General features: G+C 55.3%; 24 protein-coding genes. 3 read left to right on the forward strand and 21 right to left on the reverse strand.

Features of this window, described 5'->3' with window-relative positions; translation table 11 throughout:
- Nucleotides 1–75: 75 nt before the first annotated feature.
- The 6 genes from ACFPQ4_RS07265 to ACFPQ4_RS07290 all read right to left on the reverse strand — a co-directional run bounded on the left by ACFPQ4_RS07265 (nt 76) and on the right by ACFPQ4_RS07290 (nt 6,721).
- Entirely contained in the window at nt 76–588 is a 513-nt protein-coding gene (locus ACFPQ4_RS07265) for an adenine phosphoribosyltransferase (RefSeq protein ID WP_378111117.1), read from the reverse strand.
- Between the two features lie 97 nt (nt 589–685).
- Nucleotides 686–3,061 carry a single-stranded-DNA-specific exonuclease RecJ gene (gene recJ / locus ACFPQ4_RS07270; RefSeq protein WP_378111118.1) on the reverse strand — a complete coding sequence of 792 codons (2,376 nt, stop codon included), beginning with the start codon at nt 3,059–3,061 and terminating at the stop codon, nt 686–688.
- Nucleotides 3,062–3,163: 102 nt separating this feature from the next.
- Nucleotides 3,164–4,105, reverse strand: a complete 942-nt coding sequence (locus ACFPQ4_RS07275; RefSeq protein ID WP_378111119.1) for a cation diffusion facilitator family transporter — start codon at nt 4,103–4,105, stop codon at nt 3,164–3,166.
- A 25-nt stretch (nt 4,106–4,130) separates the two neighbouring features.
- On the reverse strand, nt 4,131–5,045 hold the full coding sequence (gene secF, locus ACFPQ4_RS07280) for a protein translocase subunit SecF (RefSeq protein ID WP_378111120.1): 915 nt from the start codon (nt 5,043–5,045) through the stop codon (nt 4,131–4,133).
- Complete coding sequence (gene secD / locus ACFPQ4_RS07285; protein WP_378111121.1) at nt 5,035–6,309, reverse strand: protein translocase subunit SecD; 1,275 nt, start codon at nt 6,307–6,309, stop codon at nt 5,035–5,037. The genes secF and secD overlap by 11 nt, the downstream gene beginning before the upstream one ends.
- Before the next feature lie 112 nt (nt 6,310–6,421).
- On the reverse strand, nt 6,422–6,721 hold the full coding sequence (locus ACFPQ4_RS07290) for a post-transcriptional regulator (protein ID WP_378111122.1): 300 nt from the start codon (nt 6,719–6,721) through the stop codon (nt 6,422–6,424).
- Between the two features lie 146 nt (nt 6,722–6,867).
- On the opposite strand from ACFPQ4_RS07290, the gene spoVB reads away from it, so the two are divergent.
- Nucleotides 6,868–8,451, forward strand: a complete 1,584-nt coding sequence (spoVB, locus tag ACFPQ4_RS07295; RefSeq protein ID WP_378111123.1) for a stage V sporulation protein B — start codon at nt 6,868–6,870, stop codon at nt 8,449–8,451.
- Here spoVB and ACFPQ4_RS07300 read toward each other — a convergent pair.
- Nucleotides 8,448–9,170, reverse strand: a complete 723-nt coding sequence (locus ACFPQ4_RS07300; protein ID WP_378111124.1) for a YetF domain-containing protein — start codon at nt 9,168–9,170, stop codon at nt 8,448–8,450. The genes spoVB and ACFPQ4_RS07300 overlap by 4 nt on opposite strands.
- A 199-nt stretch (nt 9,171–9,369) precedes the next feature.
- On the opposite strand from ACFPQ4_RS07300, the gene ACFPQ4_RS07305 reads away from it, so the two are divergent.
- Both ACFPQ4_RS07305 and ACFPQ4_RS07310 read left to right on the forward strand, forming a co-directional pair.
- Nucleotides 9,370–9,765, forward strand: a complete 396-nt coding sequence (locus ACFPQ4_RS07305) for a TIGR04086 family membrane protein (protein ID WP_378111125.1) — start codon at nt 9,370–9,372, stop codon at nt 9,763–9,765.
- 100 nt (nt 9,766–9,865) lie between these two features.
- On the forward strand, nt 9,866–10,726 hold the full coding sequence (locus ACFPQ4_RS07310; RefSeq protein WP_378111126.1) for a phosphatase PAP2 family protein: 861 nt from the start codon (nt 9,866–9,868) through the stop codon (nt 10,724–10,726).
- A gap of 76 nt (nt 10,727–10,802) precedes the next feature.
- Here ACFPQ4_RS07310 and yajC read toward each other — a convergent pair whose 3' ends face one another.
- The 14 genes from yajC to ACFPQ4_RS07380 all read right to left on the reverse strand — a co-directional run bounded on the left by yajC (nt 10,803) and on the right by ACFPQ4_RS07380 (nt 25,521).
- Nucleotides 10,803–11,120, reverse strand: a complete 318-nt coding sequence (gene yajC / locus ACFPQ4_RS07315) for a preprotein translocase subunit YajC (protein ID WP_378111127.1) — start codon at nt 11,118–11,120, stop codon at nt 10,803–10,805.
- 18 nt (nt 11,121–11,138) lie between these two features.
- Complete coding sequence (gene tgt / locus ACFPQ4_RS07320; protein WP_378111128.1) at nt 11,139–12,272, reverse strand: tRNA guanosine(34) transglycosylase Tgt; 1,134 nt, start codon at nt 12,270–12,272, stop codon at nt 11,139–11,141.
- A gap of 53 nt (nt 12,273–12,325) precedes the next feature.
- Nucleotides 12,326–13,378 (reverse strand): tRNA preQ1(34) S-adenosylmethionine ribosyltransferase-isomerase QueA, encoded by a 1,053-nt coding sequence (gene queA, locus ACFPQ4_RS07325; protein WP_378111129.1) that lies wholly within the window; start codon nt 13,376–13,378, stop codon nt 12,326–12,328.
- On the reverse strand, nt 13,379–15,505 hold the full coding sequence (locus ACFPQ4_RS07330) for a SpoIID/LytB domain-containing protein (protein WP_378111130.1): 2,127 nt from the start codon (nt 15,503–15,505) through the stop codon (nt 13,379–13,381).
- 3 nt (nt 15,506–15,508) lie between these two features.
- The gene (gene ruvB / locus ACFPQ4_RS07335) at nt 15,509–16,516 is read right to left on the reverse strand and encodes a Holliday junction branch migration DNA helicase RuvB (protein WP_378111131.1); all 1,008 of its coding nucleotides are present in this window, start codon (nt 16,514–16,516) and stop codon (nt 15,509–15,511) included.
- Between the two features lie 32 nt (nt 16,517–16,548).
- Nucleotides 16,549–17,166: a Holliday junction branch migration protein RuvA gene (ruvA, locus tag ACFPQ4_RS07340; protein WP_378111132.1), complete on the reverse strand. Its 618-nt coding sequence runs from the start codon at nt 17,164–17,166 to the stop codon at nt 16,549–16,551.
- Nucleotides 17,163–17,666 (reverse strand): crossover junction endodeoxyribonuclease RuvC, encoded by a 504-nt coding sequence (gene ruvC / locus ACFPQ4_RS07345; RefSeq protein ID WP_378111133.1) that lies wholly within the window; start codon nt 17,664–17,666, stop codon nt 17,163–17,165. Before ruvC ends, ruvA begins: the two co-directional genes overlap by 4 nt.
- Nucleotides 17,667–17,765: 99 nt before the next feature.
- The gene (locus ACFPQ4_RS07350; RefSeq protein ID WP_378111134.1) at nt 17,766–18,932 is read right to left on the reverse strand and encodes a hypothetical protein; all 1,167 of its coding nucleotides are present in this window, start codon (nt 18,930–18,932) and stop codon (nt 17,766–17,768) included.
- Nucleotides 18,933–19,452: 520 nt separating this feature from the next.
- Nucleotides 19,453–20,160 carry a BofC C-terminal domain-containing protein gene (locus ACFPQ4_RS07355; protein ID WP_378111135.1) on the reverse strand — a complete coding sequence of 236 codons (708 nt, stop codon included), beginning with the start codon at nt 20,158–20,160 and terminating at the stop codon, nt 19,453–19,455.
- Between the two features lie 64 nt (nt 20,161–20,224).
- Complete coding sequence (locus ACFPQ4_RS07360) at nt 20,225–21,688, reverse strand: LysM peptidoglycan-binding domain-containing protein (protein ID WP_378111136.1); 1,464 nt, start codon at nt 21,686–21,688, stop codon at nt 20,225–20,227.
- Nucleotides 21,689–21,857: 169 nt separating this feature from the next.
- Nucleotides 21,858–22,730, reverse strand: coding sequence for a prephenate dehydratase (gene pheA, locus ACFPQ4_RS07365; protein WP_378111137.1), 873 nt, complete (start codon nt 22,728–22,730; stop codon nt 21,858–21,860).
- A complete protein-coding gene (thrB, locus tag ACFPQ4_RS07370) occupies nt 22,727–23,737 on the reverse strand; it encodes a homoserine kinase (protein WP_378111138.1) in 1,011 nt (336 codons plus the stop codon). Before thrB ends, pheA begins: the two co-directional genes overlap by 4 nt.
- Nucleotides 23,738–23,747: 10 nt before the next feature.
- Nucleotides 23,748–25,034 (reverse strand): homoserine dehydrogenase, encoded by a 1,287-nt coding sequence (locus ACFPQ4_RS07375; protein WP_378111139.1) that lies wholly within the window; start codon nt 25,032–25,034, stop codon nt 23,748–23,750.
- Between the two features lie 49 nt (nt 25,035–25,083).
- Nucleotides 25,084–25,521: an ACT domain-containing protein gene (locus tag ACFPQ4_RS07380; RefSeq protein WP_378111140.1), complete on the reverse strand. Its 438-nt coding sequence runs from the start codon at nt 25,519–25,521 to the stop codon at nt 25,084–25,086.
- Between the last annotated feature and the right edge of the window lie 164 nt (nt 25,522–25,685).

The raw sequence follows: 25,685 nt of genomic DNA on the forward strand, positions 1-25,685 counted from the left end.
ATTGGATCTATCTTCTTCCATGCGAGCTGTCTTTTAGCGAGCTAAATGACCTTTTGGGACAGCCCCATATTCCTATTAGTAAGTGACGAGGGATGCGATTTCGATGTCGCCCAGCTTCTCGCGGCCGTCCAAATAGCCGAGCTCGATCAAGAACGCCGCGCCGATTACTTCGCCGCCCAGTTGGTTGATCAAGTTGATCGTCGTCGCGATCGTTCCGCCCGTAGCGAGCAAATCGTCCGCGATCAGCACTTTTTGTCCTGGCGAGATGGCATCCTTATGGACTGCCAGACGATCTTTGCCGTACTCGAGATCGTACGCCGCTTCCACGGTCTCGCCGGGAAGCTTGCCGCTCTTGCGGATCGGCACGAAGCCTACGCCAAGCGCCAGCGCGAGCGGAGCCCCGACTACGAAGCCGCGCGCTTCCGGTCCTGCGATCAAATCGATCTCCAAGTGTTTGACTAGCGCCTTAAGCTCATCGATCGCCGCTTGGTATACGGTAGGATTTTTGAGCAGCGTCGTAATATCTTTGAACCGAATGCCCGGTTGCGGAAAGTCGGGAATGACCCGAATATAAGGTTTGAAGTCCAAGTAGTAGCTCTCCTTTAATCATCGTCGGCTATATTGTTGCCGTTTCGTTATCCGTTAAGCATTATACACTTTCGAACAGGGTCTGGCTAGAGCAATCCTACGCCAAATGCCAGCGATGCATCCAGCTTCTGAGCTCGTCCGCCGACATGTGGCGAAGCCGTGACGTTTCGGCCGATTGCAGCGCGCGCCGGTAACGCGCCGAACGATCCAATTCGCTCCGCGGGGGTTGCGCTACGACTTGGCGTGTGCTTCCCTGCGCTGTAATGAAGCCGAGCTCGATGAACACATCCTGCATCATCCGCACCGTCGCGAGCGGCCACCCCGTCTCGTGCGCAACGGACTGCAGGAACCCTTCGGGCGCATCCAACCATGTTCCCTGCCGTTTGAACAACCCGTATACCGCTCCGAATTGACTGCGGTCAGGGAATGATTCCTTCGCGCCGACATTCCCGCTCCCGATGTGGCTCTGATCGAGAACGACGACATGCTCCCCGCATCTTACGGGCGACAACCAATCCGATAGATGCTCGACATCCTTCTCGTTGTCGGGAATGCCAAGCAGTATCAATCGGGTCCACCGCTCCGTGACAGGCCGGCCGTCCGCATAGGATCGAACTTCCGCTTCCGTATGTCCGACCTTGTCTACCGCTTCTTGATAATGTCTGGCGGAACCGCATAAGATTGCCGTTCCGGCGACAGGCTCGGCAGTTAGCTCGCTTAAAGAACGCCAGACGTCCTTGTCTTTGCGCCGATCGACCAGACGCAGCTCGTTGGTGCGCCAATCCTGGAAGATGAGCTGAACCTTTCGCGAGCCGTTCCATTCGTTAACCGACAGTTCGCCGAGGACGTCGATCCGCATGCCCGGCACCAGCTTAGCCTGGTCGGCGCCCATCCCGAAGGCGATCGCTTCCAACGCTTTGCCGTCTTGCTCCACCGATAGCTTCAAATGGGTGTTCTCTTTGCCGAGTGTACGGCTCTCGCGAACCGTCAAGCCCTGAATAACGACGCGCGGCGTAGGGTTCCCGTTGCCGAAAGGCTCGAGCCGCGCGAGCTGATCGACGGCATCGAGGGTGGCCTGGGCGAGCGTACAGACGAGATCGGCCCGCTTTTTGGGTTGCCAGTCTTCTTCGGTCAGCCACTCTCCCGCCAGCGCATGCAGCCGTTCGGATAATGATTCTACGTTTTCCCAGGAAATGGTCAGTCCCGCCGCCGCCGTATGGCCTCCGAAATGGTCCATAAGCTCTGCGCATTCGGACAGCGCCTCGAATAGATTAAACCCATCGATCGACCTCGCGGAGCCTTTGCACTTCCCGGTGTCCGGATCGATCGCCAATATGATCGCCGGGCGATAATAGCGTTCGACCAGCTTGGAGGCGACGAGACCCGCGATACCCGCGTTCCAGCCTTCGCCGGCCAGCACGATCACGTTGCGGTTTCTTCCATCCGCGTTCAACGTCTTCCACATCGCATCGGCTTCGGCTACCGTCGTCTCGACTAAAGCCTGACGCTCCAGGTTAAGCTCGTCGAGCTCCGTAGCCAACGACATCGCTTCGGCTTCATCGGCGGCGATAAGCAGCTGCACCGCGCCGCTGGCATGGGCCAATCTGCCTCCCGCGTTAAGCCGCGGCGCCAAGCCAAAGCCGATCCGCCCGCTCGTCAGCTCCTCCGGCTTCGTCCCGCTAGCTTTCGCCAGCGCCCGAATGCCCGGCACGGGATCGCGCCGAAGCTGGGCCAACCCTAGTCTCGCGATGACCCGGTTCTCTCCGATAAGAGGCATAAGATCCGCGATCGTGCCGATGGCCGCCAAATCCGCGTATTCAAGCACCGGACGTCCTAGCATCGCATGGGCAAGCTTGAATACGACGCCCGCTCCGCATAGCCCCTTGAACGGATAGGGGCAGTCCTCCTGTTTCGGATTAACAATCGCTACAGCGTCCGGCAATTCGCCGGAGGCCGGAGGCTCATGATGGTCGGTGACGACGACTTGAATGCCTCTCTCCGCGGCATACGCGATTTGCCGAACGGCGCTGATTCCGTTATCTACCGTGACGATCAAAGATACGCCGGCGTCCGCGGCAAGGTCGATCGCCGCTTCGTTCATTCCGTACCCTTCCTTATGCCGATGAGGAATATACGTATCGAACCGCGCGCCGAGCGTCGTCAAAAGCCGCGTCATGAGCGCGGTCGAAGTAACGCCGTCCACATCGTAATCCCCGTATACGCGAATGTGTTCGCCGGCTTCGATTGCCTGGGTAATTCGCGATACCGCGACGCTCATTCCTTTCAACAGGAACGGATCGTGCAGTTGTTGTTCGCTCGCGTTGAGGAACGTCTCCGCTTCTTCGGCGGAATGCCATTGCCTAGCCACAAGCACGCCGGAGACGAGCCGGCTAACGCCGAGACGCTCCGCCAGTTCCGCTTCAAGCGGATCGTTCTTGACCGGCAACGACCATCTATACTTGGATAATTTCACGGAATAATGCCTCCATTGCCTCGATAACTCGAATCATACTCGGTTAAATAACAAAGCCGCCGAGATTAACCGGCGGCGAATAAGGGCTTAAGTCTCAAGTCGTCATTGTAGGAACGTCGACAACTCTTCATCTTGATGATTGGATTTGTAAGGATAACCCGGATCGTAAGGCTGAATGTGGATATTCGCATCGATAATGTGCTGGAACCGTTTGGTCAAGTGTCGTTTTACGCGCAATCCGATTTCTTGCCCTTCGGCCACCGTAATTCTCGGATTCACCCGAACGGTGACGTCGAGCACGATATAGTGACCATGCTCGCGAGCCTTCAAATCTTCTACGGCGACTACGCCGTCGATGCGCTGCACCGATTCCAAGAGCGTCTGCGAATCGACCTCGTCTATCGCGCATACGGTCGATTTCCTGAGCACGCCTGCCGTTAACCGATACCCCATCCGAACCACGAATACCGAAATGACAAGTCCCGCTGCCGGGTCGAGCACGTACAGGAACGGCATGTCGAACATTTCTCCGGCTACCGCTCCCGAAGTACCGACAAGCGCCGTCAGCGAGGCGAAAATATCGGAGCGATTATCGCCGTGGCGATCTTCGCGAATGCCGCACTCGTTGTCGCGTTTGCGTTTGTAACGAACCAAACCTTCGCGAATGCCTATGCTTGCCGCGATCACGACGACCGCTCCCCATCCCGGCGCCTCGTCGACGCCCTCGGCGACCGCGCGGATGGAGGAGATGCCTGCTTCCAATCCGACGACTATGAGAATCGCCGACATGACTATCGCTAGCGACGAGCCCGGCTGCGCTTGGGACTGGGGAGCCGCCGATTGGGACAACCTCCCTTTGCGAAGTCCGAAGTACGACGTCGCCGTCCCCACGAGATCGGCGGCCGACTGGCAAGCATCGGCGATCAACGCCTTGCTTCCGGTCAGCCATCCGACCGTGCCTTTCATTAAAAACAAGCCGAGCAGCCCCCACAAAGAAACGATGGCGCCGCGTTCGCAGGCGGCGGAGCGTTGATCCATTCTCATCAGAGCCACTCCCTATGCACGCTTCTTACGGATTGCTTGCTGCTTTCGCAGGAATCTTCTTCAAAGGCTGCTTTTTCTTAAGGTACAGCCACACTTGGCTCGCGATGAAGATCGAAGAGTACGCGCCGCTTGCCAAGCCGACGATCATAGCCAAGGAGAACAGTTTAATGGACACGCTGCCGAAGATGAACAAGCATATGGCCGCGATCAATACGGTAATGACGGTATTGATCGAACGCGACAACGTCTGCCAAATGCTTTTGTTGACGACATCGTCGATATCCGAAGGGTTCTTCAGCTTCGCGAAGCGTAAATTCTCGCGGATCCGGTCGAAAATAACGACCGTATCGTTGATCGAGTAACCGATAATCGTAAGCACGGCGAGAATGAACGGCAAGTTCACCTCGAGGCGGAAAATCGAGAATACCGCGATAACGAAGAACGCATCGTAGATGAGCGAGATGACCGCCGCCAAAGCGAAGCGCCATTCGAAGCGGATACTGATGTAAAGCACGATGCCGATACAGGCGATCGACATCCCGAATAGCGCGCTACGTTGCTGTTCCTTAGCGATCTCCGGATCGACGACGTTTACCTCGAACGAGGCGTCGGGATCGAGCTGCGCGAAGTAGTCGGTTTTGAACTTTTTCTCTTGGTCTTGCGTTAACGCATCCTTGAAGCGAATGGATACGCGGTTATCCGAAGTAGCTATCGTGAGCGTGTACTCGCCGATTTTCTGGCTATCGACGAACGCATCCATCTTGGATTCCTCGATCGTTTTCGTCGACTTGATGTCCATCGATGTACCCGCGCTGAAATCGATGCCGTAATTGAGACCGAACACGCTGGTGGCGACGATACCGAGCAACGTAATGATCGCCGAGATGATCAAGAATTTTTTCGCGGAACGAGCGAAATCGAAATTTCGGTTAAAGTGCATGGATTTCACTCTCCTTCACGCCGTAATAGCTCGGTTTGTTGAATTTCCCGCTCTTAATGAGCAGTTGAAGCAACAAACGCGGGAGGAACACGTTCGTCAAGATGTTGGCGACGATACTCGCCATCAAGACGATCGCGAAGCTCTTAACGACGCCTTGTCCCATGAAGTACAGAACGCCTGCGGCGATAATCGTCGTAATATGCGCGTCGATGATCGTCCGGAAGCTGTTTTTAGCCCCTGCGCGAAGCGACGACGCCACCGTCTTGCCGCTGCGGATTTCATCTTTGATCCGCTCTGCGGAAATGATGTTCGAGTCGACGGCGATACCGATACCGAGCACGAACGCCGCGATTCCCGGTAGCGTAAGCGTCGCGTTCATCATCCAGAATACGGCGAGAAGCAACCATACGAATATAATGAGACAGATGGCCGCAACGCCACCCGGCACGCGATAAAATACGATCATGAAGATCAAAATCAATACCGACGCGAGCCCGCCCGCGAACAGCGTATCATGCAGCGATTTCTTGCCGAGCGTAGCGCCTACGCTCTGCGTGTATTTGTCCGTCAGCTTAAGCGGCAAGGCGCCCAAGTTAATGACGTCTGCAAGCTGTTGCGCTTCCGCGCGCGTCTTCTGCCCTTCGATAACCGCGGTTCCTTGCGTTAGCGCGGATCTTACTACCGGAGCGGACATGAGCTCGTCGTTCAAAAAGATAGCCAATTGTTGGTTGACCAATCTTTCCGATACTTCCGCGAGCTTGGATTTCTCCTTAACTTCGATACGAACGTTCAGCGCGCCCAAGTCGCCTGGTTCTACTTTGGCTGCGCCCGATTTGAAGTCGCTTCCAACGAGTTCGACCTTACAGAAGCTACCGTCTGTACAACCCGATGCGCTGCGGAATTGGAGCTCCGCCGGCTTTTGCATCAAATCGCGAATTTTGGTGATAGCCGCTTCGCGTTCTTGCTCCGAAGTACCCGTGTCGATCGCGATTTTCACGCGGATGCGGGTTTTGCCTTCGGTCGTAATTTCCGGCTCCGCGACGCCGCTTTGATTTGCCCGTTCTTCGAGGCTCTTAGCCGTCTGAACCAATGATTCCTTCGTCACCGTGCCGCCTTCCGTGAGCGGCGATGCTTCGTACAAAATCTCGATTCCGCCTTTCAAATCGAGCCCGAGCTTCGTATTGTTTAACAATCCCGGCGTAGTTGCGCCCATCACCGCGAAAGCTACCACAATAATAAGCACGAAAGTTACTAATCGGTTCATCTCTGTATGCGGCCCCTTTCGATTCTCAATGTTCCTATTATACCTACGTGTCCGAAAAGAAGTCAAAAAGAAAGCCTTTCCCCGACTTCGGAGAAAGGCTTCTATTGTCGAATTATCGGCCGCGCAGCTCTCCGCGGTACATATTCAGCGTAATGTAATTCATGAATTGCGTCACCTTGAGGGACAAAACGTCGTTTACGACCTCGTGGATGCTCGGCGTGCCCTTCTTGTGATACTTGTCGCTAACGCACTCCCAAATGTCGGGTCCGGTCACTTGATCGTACCCGATCATACGAAATTCTTCCGCCTTGCTCTCGCAAAGCCCCTCTATCATTTCGTTCAATTCCGTTTCCTTTAGCGGCTCTTCTGGTTCGCTCGCGCGAGCCGGCGCGTATTCGCTTGCGTCATCCACTTCGGCAGTCCCTCCTCATACGTGATGCAACGTCCTAGTCTATATACGTTCTCCGCGCGGAACGAAATTCCTGCCTGTGGCATGAAGAAGGACAACCATCGCATACATATGATTCAGGGACATCCCGAAGGAATGAGGGATTTAAGTTGGCTTTGCGCAAACAGACGTTCATCCAAGGCGCGATGATTTTACTCGCCGCGGGCCTGCTCAACCGGCTTCTCGGCTTCGTTCCGCGTATCGTATTGCCCCGAATGATCGGCGCGGAAGGTGTAGGATTGATCCAGCTCGTCTATCCGTTCATGATCGTTCTGTTGACGCTCATAGCGGGCGGCATCCCTCTAGCCGTCGCCAAACTCGTCGCCGAGTCGGAAGCCAAAGGGGATCAAGTCGCTATTCGGCGTATCGTACGCGGATCCGTATCCCTTGCGTTATCGATGAGCTTGATCGCGGTCGCCGCATGTCTCGGACTGGCGAAATGGATTGCTTCGTACGTGATGACGGATCCCCGCGTGCAAACGGCTTTCCTTGCGATGCTCCCTATACTTCCGCTCGTTGCCGTCTCCTCCGTGTGGCGCGGTTACTTCCAAGGCAAGATGAATATGATCCCTACCGCCTTTTCCCAGACCGCGGAAACGCTGGTCCGAATCGCGCTGTCGCTAATATTCGCTTGGATGCTTTTGCCGAACGGCCTGGAATGGGCTGCGGCCGGAGCCGTGCTCGGGATGGTCGCAGGCGAGGTGGCGGGTTTGCTCGTATTGTGGATACAGCTAATCCGGGAACGTCCCTCGCGTCCGCCAAGTTACGCCGAAGCAAACCCAAACCTATCTAGATCGCAAGACAAGAAGCTTATGCGCCAAATGCTTGCGATAGCCGCCCCCGTTACCGGCAGTAAAATGATCGGCTCCTTGTCTTATTTGTTGGAATCGATATTAACGGCGCGCAGCTTGGCGATCGCCGGAATCGTGCCCGCGATAGCAACCGCCCAATATGGCGCGTTACAAGGCATGGTCATTCCGCTTCTGCTTCTGCCAGGCGCGCTTACGTATTCCCTTGCCGTCTCGCTTGTCCCGGCTTTGTCCGAAGCTGCTTCCCGCGGAGACTGGGCGACGATTCACGTTCGGCTTCACCAATCCATGCGACTGGCGGTCGTAAGCGGAGCACCTTTCATCGTATTGATGGGCTTATTGGCTGAACCTCTCTGTACTTTGCTGTACGGTGACGGCTCAATGGCCGGCATGTTGCGTTGGATGGCTCCGATCGCCGTCTTCCTCTATATGCAAGCTCCGCTTCAAGCGGCGTTGCAGGCGCTTAATCGGCCAGGCACCGCCTTGTTCAACACGTTCGCCGGAGCCGCGATCAAAATCATTCTCATCATTCAATTGGCGACGCGGCCGGAGTTCGGCATCTATGGGGCGGTAATCGCGATCGCGGTTAATATGGCGCTCGTCACGCTGCTTCATTGGATCAGCGTCGCCAGGCTGACGGGCTTCCGCATGCAGTCGCTCGATTTCCTTAAAGTTACGGTTGCGATGATCATCATGAGCGCGGTCGCTTTATGGATTTGGAACCGCCATTGGCTGAACGTCGGAGCGGCGGATATGCTTACCGCATCCATCGCATCGGTAATCGTCTATTTACTGTTGTTGATCGCGCTGAAGCTCATCGATCGTCACGACGTTGCGCGTATCCCTATCGTCGGCAAGTTATTCGGTCCTACAAAGCCGACTTAAAGCCGCGTTTTTTTGTCCACGTATAACTTGCCCCGGTGATCGATGCTGCAAAAGAATACGTCCTTGAAGCTATCGACGCCGTAGCCGTGCAATTCTTTTTTCAGCCAAAACCGATTTTTACCTATCTCCTCCAAAGTGTCGTCCTGCACTTGTCCGTCGAGGATAAGCGCTATCGGCAACAGCTCGAACCGGACTTTCGGAAAGCCGTCGGCGCCCGAAGGGGAGTCGATCTCGCCCCCGCGTTTGGCCGTGGCTTCGCCGTATGGCGTGTCTTCTTTCGTAATGACCGACAATTTACCCGTGGACTCAAGAACCGCAAGCTCCACCTGCGTTAGGTCGATCACTCCGCTCTCGCGAAGCTGGCTCATCAAATCGTCCAAATTATACCGCTGTTTGCTCATCTCCCGGCGGTTCAAACGTCCATGCCGGACAAGCACGCTCGGCCTGCCGTCGATCAAGGCGCGAAGCTTGTTATTTTTCAAAGTAAGGAAAGCAATGCCGATTTGGATTAGCGCCAACAACAAAATCGGCGAAATGGCGGTCCACAATGAATTTTCCGTGCTTTCGATGACGATCACCGCGATTTCCGCGATCATTATGGAGATGACAAGATCGAATACGGACAGCTTGCCGATCTCGCGCTTCCCCATCATTCGCATGATGATGAAGATGAAGATATACATGAACGACGTCCGAAGCAATATCGCCGTAATTTCCATGCGCCTCTCTCCTTCTCATCTCGGTAGCCGAATGCCACAGAGCAAGGTTGCCGTTGTAGTGTCACCGTATGCCTTGGGGCTCATTCAATTGCACGCGGCGGAAAAAATGGCAAACCTCGTCCGTGAGGAACAAGCTGTACTAGCCCGCCGATGTACGCCATAAGCTGATACAAACATCCTTTATAAGGAGTGATATGCTTTGAAATCTATAACTGGCGCTTTAGGCTTCCGGATCGCGTCGCCGGTCGCCTCCGGTCTGTATTGGTCCAGTATTTGGCTTGCGATCGGCGCGGTCATCCTCTCCATTATGCTTACGGGCTCGTCCGTCGACGAAACGAACTTGCTTCCGTGGGTGTTCGGCGTGCACGGATTTTCTTCATTCGCCGGAGGATTCGTTTCCGCAAGGCGCGCGGGTCGCAAAGGATGGTATTTCGGTCTCGCTAACGGATTGATGTATACGCTGCTCATCTTGATTATCAGCTTCCTCGCAACGGATGCGAATTGGACGATAACGGTGCCAACATTGCTTCTGATCACGTCCCTCACGGGCGCGTTCGGAGGCATGCTCGGCGTTAATACAGGCTCGAACAACTAATTGTGGCTCCCGTCCCCGATGAATCGATAATATCGAACGATTTGTGCTATAATAATTCGGTACATTTCGATCACTAGGCAGGTTACGCGGGAGGCACATCATGATTTTGTTCGAAAGCATGTCGTCGCTGACGGTCAGCTCGATCGTCGTCGTTGCCGTTTTGATTATGTTCGGCACCGGACGACAGCCGTTTATCACAGCATGGATGTTCCTTAAATCGCTCGCCATGTCGCGCAATTACTTATTGTTTTTCGTCGCGATGTTCGTCATCCTCCTGCTTAACAAGAACGAGCTCCGCTTGGAGCGATGGCTCCAAGTCCCTTACGACCTTACGCCTATCATGAGCGGGTGGGAAGGCCATTGGATAAGCACTTTCCAGTCGGCGTTCCAGTCCGATTTGCTTACCGGATTTTGCGCGACCTTTTATCTCGTCGTCTTCCAGTCGGTGATGATTGCCTCCGTGGGCATTTATACTTACTATAACAATAAGAAAATGTATTACGCCTTTTGCGTCGCGTTATTGCTCAACTACTTGATCGCCGTTCCGTTCTTCCTGTTCGTGCCGGTCAATGAAGTATGGTTCACGCATCCGGACGTTAAATTTCTGATGCTCGACGCGTTTCCTTCGTTCGAGACGAGTTATCGGAGCTTATCCGGGCTGAACAACTGCTTCCCGAGTCTGCACACGTCGATTTCCGTTACGATGGCGTTGGTCGCGAGCTATTCCGGCATTAAGCGGTGGGCTATATTCACTTGGTGCCATGCGGCGGTTATCATTTTCTCGATCTTTTACCTTGGCATCCATTGGTTTACCGACATGATCGCCGGCATCTTGCTCGCCGTCGTGGCCGCAACGGTAGGTCTTAAAGTGGGAACGTGGGCCGAAGGCTCCCTGCGCGACGTCAGTTGGCCTTTGCGACTTCGCGCCAAGCTCAAAGCGTCCCGTTCGCTCGAATCCTAACCCAACCAAAAAAGCCTCTGCCTGCGGATTTTACTCCGCGGCAGAGGCTTCTTTAATGGCGCTTTGCGTTAAGCGATTAAGCTTTGCTTTCTTCCTTCGCTTCCGAACGCGCAGTCACGTTGTTGATCGCAGAACGGTCGAACGTCAGCTTCGTCACGTCGTTCACTTTAAGCACGATCGTATCATCGGTAATTTCCGAGATCGTTCCGTGCAAGCCGCCGATCGTTGTGACTTTATCGCCTTTCTTCAAGGCGTTAAGCATGGAGCCGCGATTACGCTGCTTCTTCTGTTGCGGACGAATCAGCAGGAAATAAAAGATGGCGAACATAAGGACGAACGGAAGCAACGTCACGAGCAAGTTGCTGCCGCCACCTGAGCTATCGGATAACCACATTTGTAGTCCCCCCCTTCATTAAAATCCGCTTTCATTGCCGGCCATGCCGTAAGCTTCGAAAAATTGATCTCGGAAATCGCCTAGCCGATCTTCCCGAATCGCCTCGCGTACGTTCGCCATAAGATTAACCAAGAAATGAAGGTTATGTACGGTCGTAAGACGAAGCCCGAACATCTCGTCGGCTTTAATAAGATGACGTATGTATGCACGAGAGTAATTCCGGCAAGCGTAGCAATCGCATTCCGGATCGAGCGGACCGAAGTCGCTAGCGTACTTGGCGTTGCGCACGACTAACCGTCCTTGGCTGGTCATGAGCGCGCCGTTGCGAGCGATACGCGTTGGTAATACGCAATCGAACATATCGACTCCGCGAATGCTGCCTTCAATCAGCGCATCCGGAGACCCGACTCCCATTAGATAACGAGGTTTGTCGCTAGGGAGCAAAGGTACGGTTTCCTCTAGCATCTCGTACATCATATGCTTAGGCTCGCCAACGCTCAGTCCACCCATAGCATACCCCGGAAAATCAAGGGAAGTCAAATCCAGCGCGCTTTGCTTGCGCAAATCCGCGTGCATGCCCCCTTGCACGATAGCAAACAACGCTTGGTCGTGCGGACGGCGATGCGCCTGCAAGCAACGCTCCGCCCAACGGCTTGTCCGCTGCGTCGATTGCTTCACGTATTCGTACTCGGCCGGATACGGCGGACATTCGTCGAACGCCATCATAATGTCCGCGCCGAGCGCATTTTGAACATGCGTCGCGCTTTCCGGAGTGAGGGATAGCCTATCTCCGTTAATATGCGAGCGGAACTGGACGCCTTCTTCCGTAATCTTCCTCATTTCGCTTAAGGAGAACACTTGGAATCCGCCGCTGTCCGTCAAGATCGGGCGATCCCAATTCATGAACTTATGCAAGCCGCCAGCTTGCTCGACGAGTTCATGACCGGGACGCAGGAACAGATGATACGTGTTGCTCAAAATGATTTGCGCGCCGAGCGTCTTCAGCTCTTCGGGACTCATCCCTTTGACCGTTGCCTGCGTGCCTACGGGCATAAATGTCGGCGTATCGATAACGCCATGAGGGGTATGAACCCGTCCCAATCGGGCGCCTGTTTGTTTGCAGGCTTTAATAAATTCGTATCTGATTGCCATGAATGGATTTCCTCTCTGCTTAGGCGTTATCGCCTAAGAGGCCTAAGGTGTGCCTAAGTAATGAACATCGCGTCTCCGAAGCTGAAAAACCGATATTGCTTGTCGATGGCTTCCCTGTAAGCAGCCAGCGTCGCATCACGTCCCGCAAGCGCGCTCACGAGCATGACGAGCGTCGACTTAGGCAGATGGAAGTTGGTAAGCAACGCGTCCACCATACGGAATTTATAACCGGGATAGATGAAAATGTCCGTCCAGCCGTCGCAAGCTTGCACCGGTTCGTCGCCGAAGCGATTGCCGAGCGTCTCGAGCGTTCGCGCCGAAGTCGTTCCGACCGCGACAATTCGGCCACCGCTAGCTTTGGCCTCGCGTAGCATTGTCGCGCTCTCTTCGCTGACTGAATACCACTCCGCATGCATCTCGTGCTCTTCTATCGACTCGACTGAGACCGGACGGAACGTCCCTAGTCCGACGTGCAGCGTAATCGGGCACACTTTGACGCCGGACGCTTTCAACCGGCTCAGGAATTCATCCGTAAAGTGCAACCCCGCGGTCGGAGCCGCGGCCGATCCTTCATGCTTGGCGTATACGGTTTGATACCTCTCGCGGTCGTCCAAAGTCTCTTTTATGTACGGAGGCAATGGCATTTGACCAAGACGATCGAGCAATTCGTTGAAAATGCCTGAGTATTCGAATCGAACGATTCGCGCACCCATCTCTCTTTCTTCCTCTACGATCGCGGAAAGCAATGGGGCGCCATTATTGTTCTCGTCCTGCCCGAAGTGAAGTCTCGTTCCTGTCGTAATCCTCTTGCCGGGCCGGGCTAACGCTTCCCACCGATCTCCGTCGATTCGCCTAAGCAGCAATAACTCGACTTTGGCGCCGGTTTCGGCTTTCACGCCGAACAGACGCGCGGGGAGCACTCTCGTGTTGTTCAACACGAGCGTGTCCCCCGGCTTCAAGTAATCCGCCAAATCGGTGAACGTACCATGCTCCGCGCGGCCGCTGTCTTTATGAAGCACGAGCAGCCTAGAAGAGGTCCGATCCGCTAGCGGCGTTTGCGCTATTAAATTTTCCGGTAATTCGAAGTCGTAATCGCTAACGTTCATTTACACTGCACCTTTTTCGATCGTCACGTTCTTGTAATAGTATAGCAGGATGTATTGATAGTCATACCCTTGTTCGGCGAACCCTCTCGCGCCCCATTGGGACATGCCGATGCCATGGCCCCAGCCTAGTCCGGTAATGATGAACTTCGGTTTGGCCGTAGCCGCCCGCAATTGGCCGCTGCCGTCCATAATGAACAAGTTGCCGTCGCTTACCGTCTGTACTTGTCCGTCGCCGATTATCGCAAGCGGTCCCGCTTGCATCGGCATTTCGCGCGTTCCGCCTTGTCCGTCCAGCACCGTCATTCTGCCGGTCTCCTCGATCTGGAACAGCGTGCTATTAATGCCTCCGAGCGCGCTCCGGAAATTGTCCGGATAACCGATGTTGACCCGAACGCCGTTCGCTTTAACCTCCGTCACCCGTCCTGAAGGCCCGCGAGCCGTTACTTCAAGCGAGTAAAGCGGTCCGGCAATACTCGGATCCCGCTTCGATAACGACGCTTGCAGTTGCTCCGGCGTGAAGTTAGCGACCCAGCTGTAAGCTTTCGTCATTTCCGGCACTTTCGAAAGCGGAACGACCGAATCGCCCAACATAAGTCGGCCTATCTCTTCGCCATCCGTCGTCGTAGGCTTAGACCGTATGATCGTATTATCCGCCGTCACCTGCATCTGCGCAAGTCCGACCGTATTCTTCTGTCCGCTGTCTACCAGCAGATCCTCGCGCACGTATCCGGTCAATCCGGCTGCGCTCGCGATTCTCACCCACATCTTCTTGCCCGTGTTCGGACCTGCGTCCGGACTAATCGCCGCGCTTGCGTAGGTCGGATCGACGTTCCCCCAGGCTTCCGTCGAATCCGCCGTAATGCCTCCGGAATTCGAGGAGAACAAGGCGCTGATGATTTTGCCGCTTGCGTTAACGAGCACTTCGCCCTTAGTCGCATCGACTCCGGCCGTCGAATTTTTATTCTCGATTCCCGTTCCGGCGTATGCCTGGCTTACGGTCGTATCGACGACGTTCGCGATTTTGAAGGCCATGCCGCTCGCGAGAGCATATGACCTTGCTGCCACCGCTTGCGCTTTCTGCCCTTCCGGGGGCCATCCGGCCCCGACTTCGGCTGCGACGACAGAATACAAGTAATGCTCCAGATTCACGTCGTTAACGACCGCTAGCGCGTTATTATAAATGCTCATTTCCATGCTGCCGCGATACGTTTGCTTGGCGCGTTCCGTTAGCTGAATATATTCGGTGCCGGCCGGATCCGCGCGAAGCACGACGCCCGAAGAAGCCGGAATCGCGTAGAACGAGACCGGAACGACCGTCGTTCCGCTCAAGGACATATCGTTGCGTATTAGCGCGTACGGATCGCCCGGCGCCGGTAGGATTACGTTAGCGACGCCGGCAGCGAGTACCGCTTGCTGCATCGCTCCTAGCGTCGAAGCGTCTTTCTCTTGTCCTACCCGTACCGTATATACGACCGCGCCGTTCATCGGTTTCATCGCAACGAAAGCATCGAGCCCGATATTGCCGATTACGTCTGCTGCCGCTGCAGCTTCCGCTGCGCTCGCATAGGGTCCCGCCTCGATCGCCCATGGTCCGGCGATCCGCGGGCTCAACTGCGATTGTACGCCGGAACCGATGCCGGCGATCGTCCATTTCGTCAACGCAGTAGCGGCCTGAGCCGCGCTCGTATATGCTCCTTCCGACACCTGGTAGACGGCTCTTCCGGATTTGTTCAACTGGGTGACGTATGCCGCGGACGATTGCGTCTGAACGCTCTTGAGCACGGCTAGCGCCGCGTTCAAATCCGGCGTTTCGAGCAGAAGCGCCCGATAGCCGTCGAGTCCGAATCGAACCGTCTGTTTCGACGCGGCGGTGCCGACGATCGCGCTGAAAGCCGGATCCTTCCAGACGATATTCATTCCGCCCGCCGACTGTAGCGTTGCCGATGAAGTTAGCGTAGTGGACACGCTAGCTCCGGTATTAATGAATAGCGCGACGCGTATCGTGTTCGGAATCGTAACGTCCGCATGAGCGACAATGCGAGTGGAAGCCGACAGAATAGCCGCGAGCAGAAGTACGAGCAAGACTAGCCGGGAGCGCGATCTATGATGCCTGATGCCGTGCTTCATGCGCTAAGCCTCTCTTTCCGGCAGGGGAAGCCCTAGATGCTTGTAGCCCGCCGCGGTTACGATTCTTCCTCTCGGCGTGCGCTGAAGGAAGCCGATTTGCATTAAGTACGGCTCGTACACGTCCTCGATCGTCTGGCTCTCTTCCCCGATCGACGCCGCGATCGTATCGAGTCCGACGGGGCGGCCGCCGTAATTCAAGATCATCGCCCTAAGCATCTTATGGTCGATGCTGTCGAGTCCCATCGGATCGACTTGGATTCGCTCCAACGCGTCGTGCGCGACCGCATCCGTAATGATGCCGTCGCCTCTCACTTGCGCATGGTCGCGGACCCGCTTCAGCAGCCTGTTCGCGATACGCGGCGTTCCGCGGGACCGCCGCGCGATTTCGCGCGACGCTTCGCCGATGATGCCGACGCCGAAAATTTCGGACGTACGGGTTACGATGAACGACAGCTCGTCCTCGGTGTAAAATTCAAGCCGGCTGACGACGCCGAACCGGTCTCGCAGCGGCGCCGACAGCAGACCCGCGCGGGTCGTCGCGCCGATCAGCGTGAACTTCGGAAGGTCCAGCCTCACCGACCTGGCGCTTGGCCCTTTGCCGATGATGAAATCGAGCGCGAAGTCTTCCATCGCGGGATATAGCACTTCTTCGACGGTGCGGTGCAACCGATGAATCTCGTCGATGAACAAGACGTCGTTCTCTTGCAGGTTCGTCAAGATCGCCGCCAGATCGCCGGGTCTCTCGATCGCCGGTCCGCTCGTCGTACGGATGCTGACGCCAAGCTCGTTAGCGATAATGTTCGACAGCGTCGTCTTCCCAAGCCCCGGAGGGCCGTACAGTAGTACGTGGTCGAGCGGCTCGCGGCGCATCTTCGCCGCTTCTATATAAATCTTCAGATTGTCCTTTACTTGCGCTTGGCCGATATATTCCGCCAAATAACGCGGTCGCAGGCTATACTCCACCGCCTGGTCTTCCATCATCAAATGCGCGGTGACGATGCGGTCATCCATTGTTTCGGCCTCCTCTCCCGCTTAAACTGCGATTACCCTTGGAATAGCTGCTGGAGCGCCAGCTTCATCAGTGCGTCCGGCGATTCTTGGCCGGTTACTTTGTCTTTGATCCCGTGCCATGCGCGATCCAATTCCGCTTCCCGATAGCCTAGTCCGCCTAGCGCTTCGCGCGCAGCCGCCCACGACGTTCCGCCTCCCATGACCGCGGGCGAGCTGACTTCCTCGATCGCGGAAGCCGTCCATAGGCCGTCCGTGCCTCCGAGCTTATCCTTCAAATCTAGAATCATGCGCTGCGCCGTCTTCTTTCCGATGCCGGGCAGCTTCGTCAGGAACGTAAGGTTTTCTTGCTGGATCGCCGCCGCGATCGTCTCCGGCTTGCCGCCGGCCATAATGCCGAGGGCGACCTTAGGCCCGATGCCGGACACCTCGAGCAGCCTGCGGAACATCCATTGTTCGTCGCGCGTCACGAAACCGAACAGCTGGATCGCGTCCTCTCGAACGTGGTGATGGATGAAAAGCTGCACCGCTTCTTCCTTGGCCGCCAGCGCGTACGGATTCGGCGTGAATACCCGATAACCGACATCCCTTACGTCGAGCACGACGTATTCAAGCTCCGTATGTACTACCTTGCCCCGCAAAAAATCGATCATCTCAGCGTCACTCCATTCATTCTATCGTTCATCAAAACGGAGTGCGCATGGCAGATCGCCACGGCGAGCGCATCGGCGACGTCGTCCGGCTTCGGAACGGTCTGCAGCTTAAGCAGCATGCGAACCATCTCCTGCACCTGCTTCTTCTCCGCCGCTCCATAGCCAACGACCGCCTGCTTGACCTGCATCGGGGTATATTCCGATATCGGAAGCCCGCGCTGCGCCGCCGCTAACATGAAGACGCCGCGCGCCTGGCCTACGCTGAACGCGTTCGTTACGTTTTTATTGAAAAACAGCTTCTCCACGGCAACCGTATCCGGCTTATATTGATCCAAAAGACTGCATGCGGACTCATAGATTTGCTTAAGACGGATTTCTTGAGGCGTTCCCGCCGCGGTCTCGATGCATCCGTATTGCACGGGCGTTAATTTATGCCCCGATTTATCGATAAACCCGAAGCCCATTATCGCGATTCCGGGGTCTATGCCGAGCACTCTCATCGTTACGGTTCCCCCGTTCTGCTTAAAACCTAGCGAACTATCCTATGATTATAGCAAATGTTCGCCGCAATGAGAACAGAAGGAGAACAGAACGACTAATTAATCTTGAGGGATTAGCCGCGTGTAGTTCGCTCCGCTGATGAGCCATCCCTCTCCCAATTTCAGCATTTTGTCATAGTTAAGAACAATCGGCTGCTTCGTCAACTTACCCGAACTCAAGTCGAACGTTCGATAATCGCCGATATCGTCGCGATCACTGTAAGCGGCAACCCACGCCAGCTTTTTATCGCCCGGCTTCGACAGCCAATAACCGAATCTCCCCACACCTTCTACTAGCAAATGATCCACGTCCACCATCGCTAAAATCGAAAGCGAGCCCTTCTCGCGAACCGGCACCGGACTCGTAAGCTTCGCGATGTCATCCGTCACTTTCAATTCCGTGGATTTTCCCGAAGCAAGGTTTAGCAGACGATAGTGTATATCGCCTTTCACTTTTACATTCTCATATTCCGGACTTGGCTCCAACCGGTACTCGCGAAGCAATACAAAGCCATCGACGTCCAGCCAACCGGCAACCTCGATGTAACGTCCCGACCCGGCCTTCGTCTGTACGGTACGCAGCAGGTTTCCTTGCTTATCGAAAAAGCGGATTCTCTCCGTAGCGATTTCGATATATTCGCCGTTGTCTTCCATTTCGTGCTCGTCGCTATGATCCCTCGTATCTTGAAAAATCGAATAACGGCTGTCCGGGCTCCATCGAAATTCTGGATACTGTACATCACCATCGGTGGAAGGTCCGTCCGCCAACGCCCTTCCTGATGCATCGTATAAACGGTCATGCCAGAATCGCTCTCCGTCCGGGGATATCCCGTTGAATAGAAACGGCCAAGAAGTTTCAAAGGAACGGGGATGCTGCTTCATTTCGCGTTTTGCAAGATCGATGATCCACAATGGTCCACTGTTGCTGTTCAGAATCAACCTATCTTTAGATTCGTTTAGCCACCTTGCCGCAAAATAAGAGATAGATGTCGCATCGATATCGAGATCGAGCACCGTCTCGCGTTGCCCATTCAGAATATCCAATGTTTGCGCACTGTAATAATACCCGCCCTTCCGGTTTGCGTCATTGACGACCGCAACGTACAGAAGCTTTCGATCATCTAGAAAACCGTACGCCATCGTGATCGCATCGCTACTGTAATCGTCCTCCAATACCGCTTCGAAAAGGGAATACACGCGGAATTCCATCGTTTCGGGATTGACCACAACCGCGCTTTTTCCAATTGTATCTCCATGATCGGTTCTAATAATATGCACACCATAAATAACGCCTTCGATCGCTTCAGAGACCAACGACTGCATAACAAAATAATCTGATCCATCGGAATTTGCCAATCGAAAACCGTCGGACGTAACTTCCTCTTTTATTTGCAGCCCTCTATCCGAGTCGTCAGGGGTCGATTCCTCATCCAAAGTGGGAGCTACTGTTGCCGATTCGACGGGCAGTTCGGGCATGCTGGTTGGTGCGGGGATCGTCTCGCGTGCAACGCTCTCATTCGAAGATGCTTGTGCGTTTCGGACATCGGTTCCTTTATTCGTATGGGCGCAAGCCACTCCTCCTAGAAGCAGTAAAACACAAAGCGCAGCATGAACAATTCGCAAGCGGATCGTCCTTCCATTATTTTCTAAACAGTTAGACTGCGCAAAAGAACAAAAGTTGCAAAGTAACCGGATTGACCGACAACAAAAAACACCGGCCATAGACCGGTGCCCGTTATTCCCTATGTTATTCCGCCGGACTCAAAACCCCCTGCGACTTCATCCGCGCGTAATCGCTGAATGTGGAAATGACGCTGTTGTATTCATCCTTATCCGATACGCGTATACCCCGCATTAATTCCTCGAGCTTCTCCTGCGTTAAGCTTGTCTGCAACGTTTTGACGTCCAATTGAAAAAAAGTCCGCACGACTTTGTCTTTCTGTGGCGGTCCGTTGAACAGCGATAAATTGCCTTCTTGATCGACGCCGATATAAGCCGTCTTGCGGCATTGCGGCGATAGATCGTCCACGTCTTCCGTAAGCGTTACTTTCCCGCCAACCGTCAGCGAGGCATCCCACTCCCGATGCGCGAGCAACAAGTTATATGCTTCTTCCGCGGAATGCGTGCCGAGCTTTCTCGTCTCTTCCCCGCACAAGTAGGTGCGATGCAAGACGAGCTCCACGTCTTCTTTCCGCTCGCGCAAGACGGCGATCGTCTTGTCTCGGTTCGCGTCCCCGTAGCCAGGGCCGAAGCCGAGCTTGTCCGATGCGGAAAAGACGGCGATCGCGTCGCCCTGAACCGCGTTGGACCAGCTTTTCACGATCGCGTACGCCCCCATGGACCCCGCTAGCGTTGCCAGCGCGAACACGGCCGCGCCAATGCCGAGCGACCAAACGTGGCGACGTTTTCTCTTTAACTTTTTCTTAATTTCCTTGAGGACGCGAAAGAGTAACACCGGAATCCCCTTCTCTGCCTTTTTCTCTATTGTTGCCTGGGAATTCCGGTACTATGCGCTTAGGTTACCAATTAATCCATGGAAGGCTTTCTTTACGTTTTGGCTTGCTCTTTCTGGCAACCGCTTGCTTAGGCTTCGGCTTGGCTGTCGCACGCTGCTTAACCGGTGCTGCGACTTGCGTATCGTCGTCCTCCGGATAGCCGGATCGATCCTCTAACCTGTCATCCAGCGAACCTAACGGCGGCATCGCGGGCATCGGCGGAAAAGAAGGTGTCGGAGGGAATCCGCCTAATCCTCCTCCATACGAGTAAGGCTCGGCGCCGGCATTAGCAAATCCATGCTCGTATTGGGTTGGCGCAGACGATACCCCCGCTACCTGCGAATCCGGATAAGAGCCGTAATAGCTAGGATATCCCCCGTATGGGTTGCCGCCTTGCTGAACGCCGCCGACTTGCGGACCGGACGGACCGAACGAGTAGGAATATCCGTCATATGGCGATGCCGCGTTGGCTATCGGTTGAACCGCGTTTGGATATCCCATGCCCGGATACACGCCGGAAGCGCTTGCCCAGCCGGTAGGACCTCCGCATGATTTGCAGCCATAATGCGGTTGCATCCCCATCATTGCAGGAGATACCATTCCGGGTGCGTTCATGTTCATAGTCGCGGGAGACACCATTCCGGGTGCGTTCATGGCAGGCGACGCAACTCCGGGGAATCCCGCCGGATTCATGTCGTGGACTCCGTAACCTCCGTAATGCTTATCATCGTAAAAACCGCCCAGCCCGCCTAACTGACCGCCGATCGAGCCGATTCCAGGCAGTTGGCCGAAACCGCCATAACCAGGCGCTGTCGATGCTGGCGATATCGCTTGGTTTCCGTACCCGTACTCCGCGTACTCAGGCGGACATTCTGGCTCCATTGCTCCCGCTTGTACGGCCGGCACCGGATATTGCATGAACGGATGTTCCGCAGGCGCGACATGGCCGCCGTAGATCGGTTTAATTTCCTGGACCGGATATACGGGCGCCGGAGGCATGACGACTGGCGCGACGGGTGCCGGCAACGGCGTAGGCATTGGCATCGGCAACGGCATCGGAGCCGTCTCCGGCTTCGTCTCCGTGCTCGGCTTAACGCCGGTCGGTTTTTTATTGCCATGCATGCCGCCATGCATGTTCATTCCGTTTGCCGTCTCTTGATCAGTGCCCACCTTAGGAATGTTCACGACTTCCCCCGTCAACAACGCGTTCGGATTTTTCAGCTGCGGGTTCGCTTTGATCATGTCGGACAAATGAATGCCCCAAGATTTGGACAGCTTCCACAAGCTGTCGCCTTGCTGAACGATGTGCTGGTGCATCACTTCGAACGCCGACTTCGGTTGCGAATGGATTTTAACTTTCATACCGATGGCAAGTTCGTCGGGATTGCTGATCTCCGGATTGGCCTTAATAAGGTCTTCTAACGGTACGCCGTATTTCTTCGCGATCAAATACAACGTATCCCCTTGCTTTACCATATGGATTTTCACGCCGTTCCCTCCTGATCGATTGACGTCTTCTACGAGCGGGCGAACGCCCTCGCGCAATCCCTACATCCTATGCAGACAATGGGCATTTGACATCCGTTCGGCACATAAAAATCCGGCACCCCTTTACCGGGATGCCGGATTCATGATCGATCGCTTATCGCGAAACGCGTTACTCTTCGTATGGCAAGCTTGGATACGACCCTAACAGACGGACTTGGCATCCGATCGCTTCGATCTCGGAGATCGCGGCCGGCAGAAGCACCGTATCGAGAGACAGCTCGATATCGATATAGAAATAATAATTGCCCAGCTTCTTCTTCGTCGGACGCGACTCGATCTTGGACAAGTTTATCCGTCTCCATGCGAACGCCGACAACACCTGGTGCAGCGCTCCCGGATAATCTTCCGGCAACGTGATCAATATGCTAGTCTTCTGCAGCGGAGCTTGCGGACGTTCGAACGGCGCGTTGCCGACGAGCAAAAACCGCGTGAAATTGTTATCGTGATCGGTTACGCCCGCTTCCAGCACGTCAAGCTCTAAGTCTTCCGCCGCCAGCTTCGTTCCGATCGCGGCCCATCCTACGCCTGGATTTTGTTTGACCATGCGCACGGATTCGGTCGTGCTGCTGAGCGTCTCCAGCTCGGCATGCGGCAGATTGGCGCGCACGAACTGCAGGCATTGGGCCATCGCTACCGGATGGCTCATCACTTTCGTAATCTTGCCGGGATCCCATTGTCCGTCATCGCCGGCAAGCTCGTCACGTCTGCCTATCAGGTTCTGAATCGAAGGGAATACCCATTCCGCGCGGATCGGCAGATCGACTTCGTGAACGAGCCAATCCATATGCAGGCTCACGGAGCCGTCAATCGTATTCTCGATCGGGATGACGCTCCAATCCGTCAGCCCTTTGGCCGTCGATTGGAAGACGTCCTGAATCATTTTGCAATAGACGAACTCCACGTCTTGCCCCCGGAACAAATACCGGGTCGCTTCGTCCGACACGGTGCTCTTCGGCAATAAAGCCACTTTGCGCTTCGTCATGCGCCCACCTCCGCTTCGGCTGCCTTAATAATATGATGGGGCGCATCGTCGAACCCGGGCTGTTGCTTGCTCAAGCATCGTACTTGCGGCCCGTGCAGGCACGGCGCAAGCCAGCTCGTGACGACGTCTATTCCTTCGTTCTTCATCGTGCGTTTCACGAAATCTTCGAGCTCTTGCGAAGACTCCGAACCCGATTCCGTTAACAAAAGCAGCGTCGGTCCGGCGCCTGACAATACCGCGGCGAGCGCCCCGTGATCGCCTGCCTCGCTTAGAATGGTCTCCATGCCCGGAATTAGCGGCGCCCGATATGGCTGATGCAGCCGGTCTCTCATCGCGAAGCGAAGCAGATCCAATCGGCCGCTCGCAAGCGCGGCCGTAAGCAGCGAGCTATGGCTGACGTTAAAGACGGCATCCGTAAACGACAGGCTCTCCGGCAGCACGTTGCGCGCCTTCTTGGTCGACAATTCGAACTGCGGAATTGCGGCAAGCACATCCATGCCTTCAGGCGGGTCGAACCGGACATATTCCGCTCTTGTTCCGTCCCATGCAGAGACGATGATGCCTCCGAACAGGGAAGCGCCGACGTTATCCGGATGTTTCTCGAGCGCGGTTGCCATCTGGAACAGCTCGTCTTTGGACAACGGATCTCCGACAAGCGCGTTGGCAGCGACGAGCGCGCCGATAATCGCCGCGGCGCTGCTGCCAAGCCCTCTCGTTAGGGGGATGTCGGAGCGGATCGCGATGTCCAGCTCGGGAATGGAAACGCCCGCGCGTTCGAACACCGCTTGAGCGACCTCGTACACCAAATTCGACTTGTCCTGCGGGACGCCGTCAAGATTGTCTCCGTGCAGCGTGATGCGCGTTGCGGAAGACGGAGAGAGACTTACCCAAGCGAATAAAGATAAGGCCATGCCGAGCGAATCGAAGCCCGGACCGAGATTTGCCGTGCTGGCCGGTACTTTCACCACGACGCGATCGGCGATAATCGTTGCTTTATGCTGGCTCATGCGGACTCCTTCACCCTTCGACACGGTAGACGCTTTTGATTTGTTGCACGGCAGGCAGCGCTTCGAATGCTTGCAGCACTTTGTTCATTGCTGCTTTGCTTGCGTTATGCGTAATGATGATAAGCTCCGCTCCGGACTTATGCGGCGCCGAAGGCTGCATAACCGATTCGATGCTGACGTCTAAATTAGAGAACACTTGCGCGATTTGCGCCAATACGCCTGCCTTGTCGTCGACGTGTAATAGCAGGAAGTATTTCGAGGAAATCTGCTCGTCGGTTTTCAGCTTCATCACTTTATAGCTCAGTTGCGCCTGACGGCCGTTCACTCCGAGCTTCATGTTTTTGACGACCGCGACCAAGTCCGCAACGACCGAAGTCGCCGTCGGCATCTCGCCCGCGCCGGGTCCGTAGAACATTGTCTCTCCGACCGCTTCGCCATGCACGTATACCGCATTGAACACCCCGTTGACCGAGGCGATCGGATGGCTTGTTTTGACCATAGTCGGCTGCACGCTCACGCTGATCGTGTCGTCCTGCCGCTCGGCGATACCTAGCAGCTTCACTTCGTAACCGAGACGTTTCGCGTATCCGATATCTTCTTGAGTGACGTTGCTGATCCCTTTCGCGCTAACGTCTTCCAAAGCTACGTTCGCACGGAAGCCTAGCGTCGACAAAATCGTCATTTTGCGCGCGGCGTCCAAGCCTTCCACGTCGGACGTCGGATCGGATTCCGCGTAGCCGAGCGCTTGCGCTTCCTTCAGCACGTCGGCGTACGCCGCGCCTTCTCGGCTCATTTTCGTAAGGATATAGTTCGTCGTTCCGTTGACGATACCCATGATCTTCGTAATGCGATCGGAGGAAAAACCTTCGATCAGCGTCCGGATAATCGGGATGCCGCCCGCGACGCTCGCTTCGTACAGGACGTCGCAGCCTTTCTCGCGCGCCTTCGCCAATATTTCCGGACCGTGCATCGCCATCAAGTCTTTATTGGCCGTGACGACGTGTTTCCCACGCTCTAACGCTTCCAGAATGACGTCGCGAGAGTGGGCTACTCCGCCCATCACTTCCACGATGACGTCGATCTCCGGATCACGGACAATTTCCCATGGGTCCTCCGTCAGCTTGCTCGCGTCGACGGCCACGTTGCGGCTCTTCGCGCGGTCCTTCACCAATATTTTAGAAATCAAGATCGGGGAACCGACCTGACTTTGCAAATCCTCTTGATGTCCTTCGACGATGCGAACGACTCCCGTGCCTACCGTGCCTAATCCAAGCAAACCTACTTTAACCGGCTTCATCCTAACTCCTCCGCTTCTATCGCTTCTTTCTTTGTTGCGATCGTACCGCTTAGCCTCTTCCTACGACGATCGCCCGCTTCACGCCGTCTATGGCGCGCAGTTTGTCCACCAGCTCCGCCAGCTCGCCGCTCATTATGGCGGTGTCCACGGACACGACGACGTTGGCCAGACCCTGCAGCGGAATCGATTGCGAGATCGTAAGCACGTTGCCCTCGCTTGCCGCCAGCGTACCGAGTACTTTGGACAGAACCCCGGAACGGTGCTCCAAGTCCATCGACAGCGTCACGATGCGTTCCCTAGACGTTTGCTCCAGCGCATATACGCCGTCTTTATATTTGTAAAAAGCGCTGCGGCTCAACCCTATTCTCTCCGCCGCTTCGTGCACCGTCGCGGCTTCTCCCCGGCGCAGCAGCTCTTTCACCTGCTCCGTCTTGAGAATGCCTTCGGGCAACAAATCTTCCCGGACGACATAATACCGCTCCGTCATCTTGCGTCCTCCCACAAAAGACGAATGTATGCTCATAGTGGACATTATATCGAAATCGCTCGACCGAGGCAATAGGCTTGTTAGGGGTGTTCGACATTTGTAATTATTTGTTTTATTCGCGGTCAGGTGCTGGTATTATTTAGGAAGCACATGCTAGCATCGGA

The sequence above is a fragment of the Cohnella yongneupensis genome, assembly GCF_042655785.1.
Classification (GTDB): Bacteria; Bacillota; Bacilli; order Paenibacillales; family Paenibacillaceae; genus Cohnella; species Cohnella yongneupensis.

Coding starts and splice junctions, on each gene's coding strand:
- ACFPQ4_RS07275 (WP_378111119.1), bottom strand. CDS start 4,105: ATGAGAATGGATCAACGCTCCGCCGCCTGCGAACGCGGCGCCATCGTT.
- secF (WP_378111120.1), bottom strand. CDS start 5,045: ATGCACTTTAACCGAAATTTCGATTTCGCTCGTTCCGCGAAAAAATTC.
- secD (WP_378111121.1), bottom strand. CDS start 6,309: ATGAACCGATTAGTAACTTTCGTGCTTATTATTGTGGTAGCTTTCGCG.
- ACFPQ4_RS07300 (WP_378111124.1), bottom strand. CDS start 9,170: ATGGAAATTACGGCGATATTGCTTCGGACGTCGTTCATGTATATCTTC.
- ACFPQ4_RS07310 (WP_378111126.1), top strand. CDS start 9,866: ATGATTTTGTTCGAAAGCATGTCGTCGCTGACGGTCAGCTCGATCGTC.
- yajC (WP_378111127.1), bottom strand. CDS start 11,120: ATGTGGTTATCCGATAGCTCAGGTGGCGGCAGCAACTTGCTCGTGACG.
- tgt (WP_378111128.1), bottom strand. CDS start 12,272: ATGGCAATCAGATACGAATTTATTAAAGCCTGCAAACAAACAGGCGCC.
- queA (WP_378111129.1), bottom strand. CDS start 13,378: ATGAACGTTAGCGATTACGACTTCGAATTACCGGAAAATTTAATAGCG.
- ACFPQ4_RS07330 (WP_378111130.1), bottom strand. CDS start 15,505: ATGAAGCACGGCATCAGGCATCATAGATCGCGCTCCCGGCTAGTCTTG.
- ruvB (WP_378111131.1), bottom strand. CDS start 16,516: ATGGATGACCGCATCGTCACCGCGCATTTGATGATGGAAGACCAGGCG.
- ruvA (WP_378111132.1), bottom strand. CDS start 17,166: ATGATCGATTTTTTGCGGGGCAAGGTAGTACATACGGAGCTTGAATAC.
- ruvC (WP_378111133.1), bottom strand. CDS start 17,666: ATGAGAGTGCTCGGCATAGACCCCGGAATCGCGATAATGGGCTTCGGG.
- pheA (WP_378111137.1), bottom strand. CDS start 22,730: ATGACGAAGCGCAAAGTGGCTTTATTGCCGAAGAGCACCGTGTCGGAC.
- thrB (WP_378111138.1), bottom strand. CDS start 23,737: ATGAGCCAGCATAAAGCAACGATTATCGCCGATCGCGTCGTGGTGAAA.
- ACFPQ4_RS07375 (WP_378111139.1), bottom strand. CDS start 25,034: ATGAAGCCGGTTAAAGTAGGTTTGCTTGGATTAGGCACGGTAGGCACG.
- ACFPQ4_RS07380 (WP_378111140.1), bottom strand. CDS start 25,521: ATGACGGAGCGGTATTATGTCGTCCGGGAAGATTTGTTGCCCGAAGGC.